Raw genomic sequence first — 2,404 nt, forward strand, 5'->3', positions numbered from 1 at the left:
CTCGCGCCGGATATATCTGCGCCATTCACGGGTGAGGGAGACAGCTGTCTCCCTCCCGCGCTCCCGCGCGAGACGGCATTTTGAACCGCCTTCGAAGGGAGCTTCAAAATGGCCGCAAGCCAATATCTGCACGGCGTCGAGGTTATCGAGATCGCCTCCGGCGATCAGGCCGTCAGCATCAACAAGATGGCGGTGGCCAATATCGTCGGCACGGCGCCGATGGCGGATGCGGACGCCTTCCCGCCCAATGAGCCGGTGCTGCTGTCCTCCTCGCCGCAAAAGGCGGCGCTGCTCGGCGCCACAGGCACGCTGGCGGCCGCCGTGCGCGATTTCTACGCTGAGGGCGGCGGCGCGGCGATCGTCACGCGCGTCGTCGAAGGAGCTTCCGCCGAGGCGACGATGACGAATATCATCGGCTCGCTGGCCGCGAAGACGGGCGTCTATGCGGCGCTGGGCGCGCGCTCGCATCTCGGCGTGCAGCCGCGCACGATCATCGCGCCAGGCTATACATCGGCGCGGCCGAGCAGCGCCTCCAATCCGGTAGTGGCGGCGATGATCGCTGTGGCGGCGCGGCTGCGCGGGCGCGTCTACGCCTCGACGCCCTCGACATCGGTCGCGGACGCGATCCAATGGCGCGAGGATTGGTCGAGCGCGCGGCTGACGCCGATCTACCCCAATATTCTCGGCTGGGACCCCGCGAGCTCGTCCTATGTGACGCGCCCGGCGGACGCCGCCTTCGCCGGCCTCACCGCGCGCGTGCATCGCGACAACGGCTTTTGGTTCTCGCCGTCTAATTTCGCGCTGCAGTCGATCGGCGGCGTCTCGACGCCCGTCGACTGGGCGAGCGGTGACCCCGACTGCGAGGCGAATATCCTCAACGAACACCGCATCGCGACGATCGTCAATATGGGCGCGGCGAGCGGCGGCCAATATGGCGGCTGGCGCCGCTGGGGCAATCGCACCACGGCGGACGATGCGAATTGGGTGTTCGAGGTCGTGCGCACGATCGAGGATGCGGTTTATGAGGCGCTCGACGAGGCGACGCTCTGGGCGGTCGATAAGCCGGCGTCGATGCAGCTGATGCTCGACATGACCGAGCGCGCCAATGCGTTCTTTCGGTTCGGAAAGAGCGAGGGCTTCTTGCTCGGCGGCCGCTGCTGGCTGGATCCGGAAGACAATTCGCCGGCGCAGATGCGCAATGGCGTCTTTGTCTGGCGCATCGATCCGGAGGCGCCCGCGCCGATGGAGCACATCATCTACAAGGCGCAGCGCAACGCTGATTATTACGATGATCTCACCAGCAGCCTGTCGTCGATGATCTCGCAGACGGCGTGAGGAGGCGGCGATGCAGCTCGACTACATCATTCAGGCGTTCGAGGTCTACACGGACGGTTTCGGGAAGGCCGGCAGCGGCGAGAAATGCTCAATGCCCAAGCTCAAAAAAAAGCAGGAGGACTTTCGCGGAGGCGGCATGCTGGCGCCGCGGAAGGTGTCGCTCGGCTATGAGCCGTTCGAGTTTTCCGCCGATCTTTCCGCATTCGATCCGCAGGTGCTGGCGCTCGGCCGTCTCTTCAGCGGCGCGAAGGACATCCCTTTCGCCATCCGCGGCTATATGGACGGCGACCAGAACAGCAAGCACGAGTCCGTCTGTCAGATGCGCGGAGAGATCGTCGAATGCGATCCCGGCGACTGGGAGGCCGGCAAGAAGGCGATGCTCAAATTCAAAGCGGCGCCGAGCTCGATCAAGCTCACGATCGACGGCGTCGTGATCTGGGACATCGACATCCAGAACAACGTCTACGCGGTCGGGGGCCAAGACCCCTATATTGCCGTGCGCGCCGCGCTGGGCTTCTGACAGGAGGAGTAAATGGAAACGCCCGTCAATCTCGACAATGGCGAAAAATGGGGCGTGGAGACGATTCCGATCGCCCACCCCTTCACGCTCAAAGGCGTGACCTATTCAGGGGTCGCGCTGCGCGTGCCGGCCGGCGTCGATGTCATGCGCTTTTATGAGGGATCGCCGCGGCCGTCGCTCGTCGACTTCGCCGTCGGGCTGCTGCAGAACGCCGATGGCGCGCCGCTCGACAAGCTCGTTTTGAGCGCCATGCATGGCACGGACACCGCGAGGATCGTCGCTAAGGCGAGCGCTTTTTTGGGCGATGCCCGGTAAACATCGACGACGTGCTCGATGATATCGGGCTCGCCTTTTGCTATTCGCGGGCCGAAACGCTCGGCCTGCCCATGCCCTCGATCCTGCGGCTTCATAGGCGGGCCATCGCGCATCTGAAGCGCATCTACGCGACGGTGAGGCTCGCATGAGCATGCTGGTCGAGATGATCCTGCGCCTCGTCGATCAGGCGACAGGACCGATCCGCGCCGTCGAGAGCGAGCTGGAAAAGCTCGA

Annotated in this window: 3 protein-coding genes; all 3 read left to right on the forward strand. The window is 64.6% G+C overall.

The window, feature by feature from the left end; all coding sequences use genetic code 11:
* Positions 1–108 precede the first annotated feature (108 nt).
* The 3 genes from K3F48_RS23565 to K3F48_RS23575 are packed head-to-tail and all read left to right on the forward strand — an operon-like array spanning position 109 to position 2,170.
* The gene (locus tag K3F48_RS23565) at positions 109–1,335 is read left to right on the forward strand and encodes a phage tail sheath subtilisin-like domain-containing protein (protein ID WP_222577875.1); all 1,227 of its coding nucleotides are present in this window, start codon (positions 109–111) and stop codon (positions 1,333–1,335) included.
* A gap of 10 nt (positions 1,336–1,345) precedes the next feature.
* Positions 1,346–1,855 (forward strand): phage major tail tube protein, encoded by a 510-nt coding sequence (locus K3F48_RS23570; RefSeq protein ID WP_222577876.1) that lies wholly within the window; start codon positions 1,346–1,348, stop codon positions 1,853–1,855.
* Between the two features lie 12 nt (positions 1,856–1,867).
* On the forward strand, positions 1,868–2,170 hold the full coding sequence (locus K3F48_RS23575) for a phage tail assembly protein (RefSeq protein WP_222577877.1): 303 nt from the start codon (positions 1,868–1,870) through the stop codon (positions 2,168–2,170).
* Positions 2,171–2,404 lie beyond the last annotated feature (234 nt).

This window comes from Methylosinus sp. Sm6 (genome assembly GCF_019802345.1).
Lineage (GTDB): Bacteria > Pseudomonadota > Alphaproteobacteria > Rhizobiales > Beijerinckiaceae > Methylosinus.